Source organism: Gemmobacter sp., from assembly GCF_016792925.1.
In the GTDB taxonomy this organism is placed as follows: Bacteria; Pseudomonadota; Alphaproteobacteria; order Rhodobacterales; family Rhodobacteraceae; genus Gemmobacter.
The window spans coordinates 1-5,468 of record NZ_JAEULU010000091.1 but is presented as its reverse complement, the minus strand read 5'-3'; the positions used below and the strand labels follow the sequence as shown (position 1 = coordinate 5,468).

Below are 5,468 nucleotides of genomic sequence, written 5' to 3'. Positions count from 1 at the left end.
CCCGCGCTCAGCGTGGCGGTGCCGTTCAGCAGCAGGCCGAAATCGGCGGTGCCGTCGCCATCCAGATCGCCGGTGATCAGGGTGCGGTTGCCCTGAACCTGCGCGCGCAGCTCGCCCGCCTCGCCGCTGAAGGCGGCACTGCCGATGAAGGTGAAGGCCTGATCATCGTCAAGACCTGCATTGGCATCAAGGCCTTGCAGGTCGATCCTGTCGCCCTGCGCGCGGCGGAAATCGGTGATGAGGTCGGGCGCCTCGACATCGCTTTCCTCCAGATCGGTGAAGACGAAACGGTCGGCGCCACGCCCGCCCGCCAGCGTATCGGCGCCCATATCGCCTTGCAGCGTGTCGCGCCCGGAGCCCCCGGCGATGCGGTTATCCTCGTCATTGCCGGACAGCCGGTCGGCGCCCCGGCCGCCGATCACGTTTTCAAAGCCAAGCGCGAAGAAGCTGCCCTGGGCGCTGCGCACCGCCTCGGTCTGGCCGAGGTCATAGGTGAGGCCGACGGTGAAGGCCGAGAGCTTGAGCGTGTCGGTGTCGCTGTCCTGCGGGGTGGAGACATTGCCGCCGCCTTGCAGGATGAGGATGCTGTCGGCATCGTCCTGCTGGGCCAGAACCAGCGTGTCGGCATCGCGGCCGAGGTTCACCAGCGTGGCGCCGCCAGCGCCCAGCACAACGCGGTCGATGCCGCGCCCGGCCTCGATCGTGCCGGCCCAGTTCTCGCCGGTGGTGATGAGGTCGGCGCCGCGCCCGGCAGTGACGTGATCCACCTCGCCCAGCAGGGTGATGCGGTCGGCGCCTTCGCCCGCCAGCACGGCGCGCGCACCGCCCGAACCGATGGTGACGCTGTTGTCGCCGCTGCCGACATGCAGGGTCTCGACCCAGGTGCTGCCCGAGGTCACGGTGTCATTGCCGCCATGGGTGTTGATCTGCGCGACCCAGCTGCCACCGACGGTCACGTTGTCATCGCCATCGCCCGTGGCGAGGTAATCCACCTCGGTGCGGCTGAGGTTCACCACATGGTCGCCAGCGCCATAAAGCTGCACGGTGCTGATCTGGCGATCCGCGCCGCTGGCGGCATCGGTCAGGGTGACGCGGGTGGCGCCGCCGGTGGTGATGGTGCTGGCAAACCAGTCACTTGCGGTGAGGGTGATGGTGACCTCGCGCAGCGGCGTGGCATCGGCGGACCAGACGAAGACCCCGTCCATCGCCCGGCTGCCATTCCAGCGCACGGTTTCAGAGCCGATCCGCAGCGCGGTGCTGCCATCCAGAGTGAGGGTGAGATTGCCGGAAATGGCGGGCATGGGAAGCTCCTTTTACCAATACGGCACAATCATGGCACCAAGCCCCCGATCTTGCAAGCAAGGGGGACAATCGGCAGGCACGGGCGCTTATGACGGCGCAGGTCCGGCAGGGCTGTGTCAGAAGGCGAGGCGGATCTCGCCCTCGCGGATCTCCACGGTCAGCTTGCGGCCCTGTTTCGCCAGTTCCTCGGGCAGCAGGGCGAAATGCACCTGCGCGGGCGTCAGGGCAAAGCTGGCGGCGGGGTTGGACAGCACCTCCCACAGATCGGGGTCGATGCGCATCTTGGGCGCTCGCCCGGTCAGCTGCCAGCGGTTGTCGTTGCGCTCCACCGTGACCTGCCCGCCATAGGCCAGCGCGGTTTCGAGGCACATGAGCAGCAGGAAGGCCACCTTCACCTCGCGCCGGGGCAGATCAGCCGGGCCGCTCCAGTCGATCGCGAGGCGGCCGCCGCGCGTGAGATCGGCCAGGATGCCCAGCACCTCGGGGCGGCCGATGCGCTGATCGGGGCTGGAGGCGCCAAAGCCGATGCGGAAGAACCGGATGCGGGCATTGGCATTGGCGACGCTTTCGGCAATCAGCGCCATTTCGGGGCCCCGGCTGGCGCCGTCCATGATCAGCAGCTCCACCCCATTGCCGATGGCGCCGATGGGGCTGATAAGATCGTGGCAGATTCGCGAGCCCAGAAGGGCGGTCAGGTCAGGTCTGTCGGTCATGCTGTCTCTGTACCACTCTCAGGATTAACAAAGGATGAATGCCGGATGAGCCTAGGTCTGAATGCCCTTCTGGAACCCGGAATGATGGTGCGTCATCCGCAGGAACCCGATTGGGGGCTGGGGCAGGTGCAATCAAATATCGGCAACCGGATCACCGTGAATTTTGAACACCGCGGCAAGGTGGTGATCGACGGGCGCGAAATTGCCCTGACGCGGATTTTCGATCTGTGAGGCAGGTTAGGCGATTGGGGCCATATTGCAACCCCGGATTGCGGGCGCCGCTGCGGGGGCGCGGATGACCGAGCAGTTCGAGGTCCGGCTGGCGGCGGATGCCCGCGATCTGGCGGCGGCGCAGCGGCTGCGCTACGCGGTGTTTGTCGAGGAAATGGGGTCGGACGGGCCTTTGGTCGATCACGCGGCGCGGCTGGAGCGCGATGCCTTTGACGATCTTTGCGACCATTTGCTGCTGATCGACCGCAGCCGCGATGCGGCGGCGCTGGAGGATGTGGTGGGGGTCTACCGCCTGTTGCCGGGCGACCGTCTGGCGCCGGGGCAGCGGTTTTATTCCGAGGGGGAATATGACCTGGGCTGCCTGCGGGCCTCGGGGCGCCGGCTGCTGGAGCTGGGGCGGTCTTGCGTGCATCCCGATCATCGCGGCGGGGCGGCGATGGTGCTGATCTGGAACCGGCTGGCCGATTATGTGCTGGAGCGCGGGCTGGAGGTGATGTTCGGCACCGCCTCTTTCCCCGGCACCGATGTGGCGGCGCTGGCACAGCCGCTGTCCTGGCTGGCGCATCACCACCGCGCGCCGGAGGGCTTGCGGGCCCATGTGCTGCCGCCGCAGGGCGTAGAGATGGCGATGCTGCCGCCCGAGGCGCTGGACCGCCGCGCCGCCATGCAGGCGACGCCCGCCCTCATCAAGGCCTATCTGCGGCTGGGCGGCGTGGTGGGCGATGGCGCCTTTGTCGATCACGCGTTCAACACGACGGATGTGCTGCTGGTCATCGACACGGCGCAGATGTCCTTGAAACACCGGGATTATTATGTCCGGCGTCACGGAGAGACGACATGAGCGGCTGGCAGGATGAGCGGATGGAGGCGCCGCGCATCGGGGCTTTGGGCTATGCGCTGGCCGCGCTGCGGGGGCTGGCACTGGTGGTGCTGACCTACGGCTGCCTGCTGGTCTTTCTGGCGCTGCGGCTGGTGGAGCGGCCGATCTTCGGCCTGCACCGGCCCTGGACGCCCTGGATCACGCAATTCGTCTGCCGCAATGCGCTGAGGATCATGGGCTTTGGCTATGCGCGCCGGGGCAAACCGATGCAGGGGCAGGGGGCCATCGTCGCCAATCATGCGGGCTGGATCGACATTTTCGCCCTCAATGCCGCCGACCGCATCTATTTCGTGTCGAAAGACGATGTGGCAGGCTGGCCCGGCATCGGCATTCTGGCCCGCGCCACCGGCACCATGTTCATCGCGCGCAAGGGCACCGAGGCGAAGCGGCAGCAAGAGATGATGGAAGAGCGCCTGCGCGCGGGCCACCGGCTGTTGTTCTTCCCCGAGGGCACCTCGACCGATACACGGCATGTGCTGCCCTTCAAGACCCCGCTGTTCCAGGCGTTTTTCACGCATGGCATGGACCGGGTGTTGCAGATCCAGCCGGTGACGGCGGTCTATCATGCGCCGAGGGGCCGCGATCCGCGCTTTTACGGCTGGTGGGCGGATATGAGCTTTGGCGGCCATCTGCTACAGGTGCTGGCGACGCCGCGCCAGGGCCGGATCGAGATCATCTTCCACCCGCCGGTGCCGGTGGATGGCTTTCCGGGCCGCAAGGAGCTGGCGGCCTATTGCGAAACGGTGATCCGCACCGCGCATCCTTACGCGAACCGGCCACCGCTGGAAGGCTGAGCGGTCGCAAGGGGGCGCTCGCGCCCCCTCGCCCCTCTGGGGCTCACCCCCGAGGATATTTGAGAACAGAAAATGAAAGAAAGCGCAGCCCTGTTGCATTTTCTGTTTAAAAATATCCTCGGGGGGTGAATGCGCCGCAGGCGCAGAGGGGGGCAGACAGCCCCCCTTCTTTCTGCTGCGGCACTGGCATTCGGGCGCGCCGCGCGTTATGGCAGGGGAAACCAGCCAGATGAGAGACCCGCGCGATGGCCAGCGATTTTTCGGACGCGATTTCCTCGGTCGAGGAGATCATCGAGGATGCCCGCAACGGGCGCATGTTCATTCTTGTCGATCACGAGGATCGCGAGAATGAGGGTGATCTGGTGATCCCGGCCGAGAAATGCGACGCGGCGGCGATCAATTTCATGGCGACCCATGGGCGGGGGCTGATTTGCCTCACGCTGACCGGCGAGCGGATCGACCAGCTGGGGCTGCCGCTGATGGCCTCCAAGAATTCCTCGCGGCACGAGACCGCCTTCACCGTCTCCATCGAGGCGCGGGAGGGGATCGAGACCGGCATTTCCGCCAAGGACCGTGCGCGCACCGTGGCGGTGGCGATAGACGATGCCTCGGGGCCGCAGGATCTGGCGACGCCGGGGCATCTGTTCCCGCTGCGCGCCCGCGATGGCGGCGTGCTGGTGCGGGCAGGCCATACCGAGGCGGCCTCGGATGTGGCGCGGCTGGCGGGGTTGAAGCCGGCGGGCGTCATTTGCGAGGTGATGAATGACGATGGCACCATGGCGCGGCTGCCCGATCTGGTGACTTTCGCGCAAAAGCACGGGCTGAAGATCGGCACCATCTCGGACCTGATCGCCTATCGCCGCCGCCATGACAATCTGGTCAAGGAACGCGCGGTGAAGCGGGTGCAGTCGGTGCATGGCGGCGAGTGGATCATGCGCATCTTCTCGGATGTGGCGCAGGGCGCGGAACATGTGGTGCTGACCAAGGGCGACATCACCTCGGAGGCGCCGGTGCTGGTGCGGATGCATGCGCTGGACCCGCTCGCAGATGTGCTGGGCATTGGCGATGCCGGGGCTGCGGGCGAATTGCCGGGTGCGATGCGGGTGATTGCCGAGGCCGGGCGCGGCGTGATCGTGCTGCTGCGCGACACGGCGATGAAGCTGGCCGATGGGGCCGAGGTCGCGCCGCAGACGCTGCGGCAATATGGCCTTGGCGCGCAGATCCTGGCCGCACTTGGCCTGACCCGCATCACGCTGGTCACCAACCATCAGGCGCCGAAAGTGGTGGGTCTGGAGGCTTACGGCCTGACCATCACCGGCACCAGGCCGATTGCGGAGTAACGGGTCATGGCCGCGAATGAACAGCATTACACCCTGCCGCTGCCGCGCTTTGACAAGCCGGTGAAACTGCTGATCGTGGTGGCGCCTTACTATAAGGACATCACCGATCAGCTGGTGGCGGGCGCGCGCGGTGTTGCCGAGGCCTGCGGGGCCGAAGTGGAGGTGATCGAGGTGCCGGGCGCGCTGGAGATCCCCACCGCCATCGCCA

7 protein-coding genes are annotated in these 5,468 nt (G+C 66.7%); 5 read left to right on the top strand and 2 right to left on the bottom strand.

The window, feature by feature from the left end:
• On the bottom strand, positions 1 to 1,301 hold a 1,301-nt coding region (locus tag JNN06_RS04750; RefSeq protein ID WP_291238443.1), incomplete at its 3' end, for a calcium-binding protein.
• Between the two features lie 117 nt (positions 1,302 to 1,418).
• Complete coding sequence (locus JNN06_RS04745; protein WP_291238442.1) at positions 1,419 to 2,015, bottom strand: histidine phosphotransferase family protein; 597 nt, start codon at positions 2,013 to 2,015, stop codon at positions 1,419 to 1,421.
• Positions 2,016 to 2,060: 45 nt separating this feature from the next.
• Here JNN06_RS04745 and JNN06_RS04740 point away from each other — a divergent pair, with 45 nt between their 5' ends.
• The 5 genes from JNN06_RS04740 to JNN06_RS04720 form a co-directional block, all read left to right on the top strand.
• Positions 2,061 to 2,246 (top strand): DUF3553 domain-containing protein, encoded by a 186-nt coding sequence (locus JNN06_RS04740; protein WP_291238441.1) that lies wholly within the window; start codon positions 2,061 to 2,063, stop codon positions 2,244 to 2,246.
• A gap of 64 nt (positions 2,247 to 2,310) precedes the next feature.
• Positions 2,311 to 3,087, top strand: a complete 777-nt coding sequence (locus tag JNN06_RS04735) for a GNAT family N-acyltransferase (RefSeq protein WP_291238440.1) — start codon at positions 2,311 to 2,313, stop codon at positions 3,085 to 3,087.
• A complete protein-coding gene (locus JNN06_RS04730) occupies positions 3,084 to 3,920 on the top strand; it encodes a lysophospholipid acyltransferase family protein (RefSeq protein WP_291238439.1) in 837 nt (278 codons plus the stop codon). Before JNN06_RS04735 ends, JNN06_RS04730 begins: the two co-directional genes overlap by 4 nt.
• Positions 3,921 to 4,165: 245 nt before the next feature.
• Entirely contained in the window at positions 4,166 to 5,260 is a 1,095-nt protein-coding gene (gene ribB, locus JNN06_RS04725; protein ID WP_291238438.1) for a 3,4-dihydroxy-2-butanone-4-phosphate synthase, read from the top strand.
• A gap of 6 nt (positions 5,261 to 5,266) precedes the next feature.
• A partial coding sequence (locus tag JNN06_RS04720; RefSeq protein WP_291238437.1) for a 6,7-dimethyl-8-ribityllumazine synthase occupies positions 5,267 to 5,468 on the top strand: 202 nt, incomplete at its 3' end.

What these genes read in the sequence shown, in the direction of transcription:
- JNN06_RS04745 (WP_291238442.1), bottom strand. Translation starts at nt 2,015, where the DNA reads ATGACCGACAGACCTGACCTGACCGCCCTTCTGGGCTCGCGAATCTGC.
- JNN06_RS04735 (WP_291238440.1), top strand. Translation starts at nt 2,311, where the DNA reads ATGACCGAGCAGTTCGAGGTCCGGCTGGCGGCGGATGCCCGCGATCTG.
- JNN06_RS04730 (WP_291238439.1), top strand. Translation starts at nt 3,084, where the DNA reads ATGAGCGGCTGGCAGGATGAGCGGATGGAGGCGCCGCGCATCGGGGCT.
- ribB (WP_291238438.1), top strand. Translation starts at nt 4,166, where the DNA reads ATGGCCAGCGATTTTTCGGACGCGATTTCCTCGGTCGAGGAGATCATC.
- JNN06_RS04740 (WP_291238441.1), top strand. Translation starts at nt 2,061, where the DNA reads ATGAGCCTAGGTCTGAATGCCCTTCTGGAACCCGGAATGATGGTGCGT.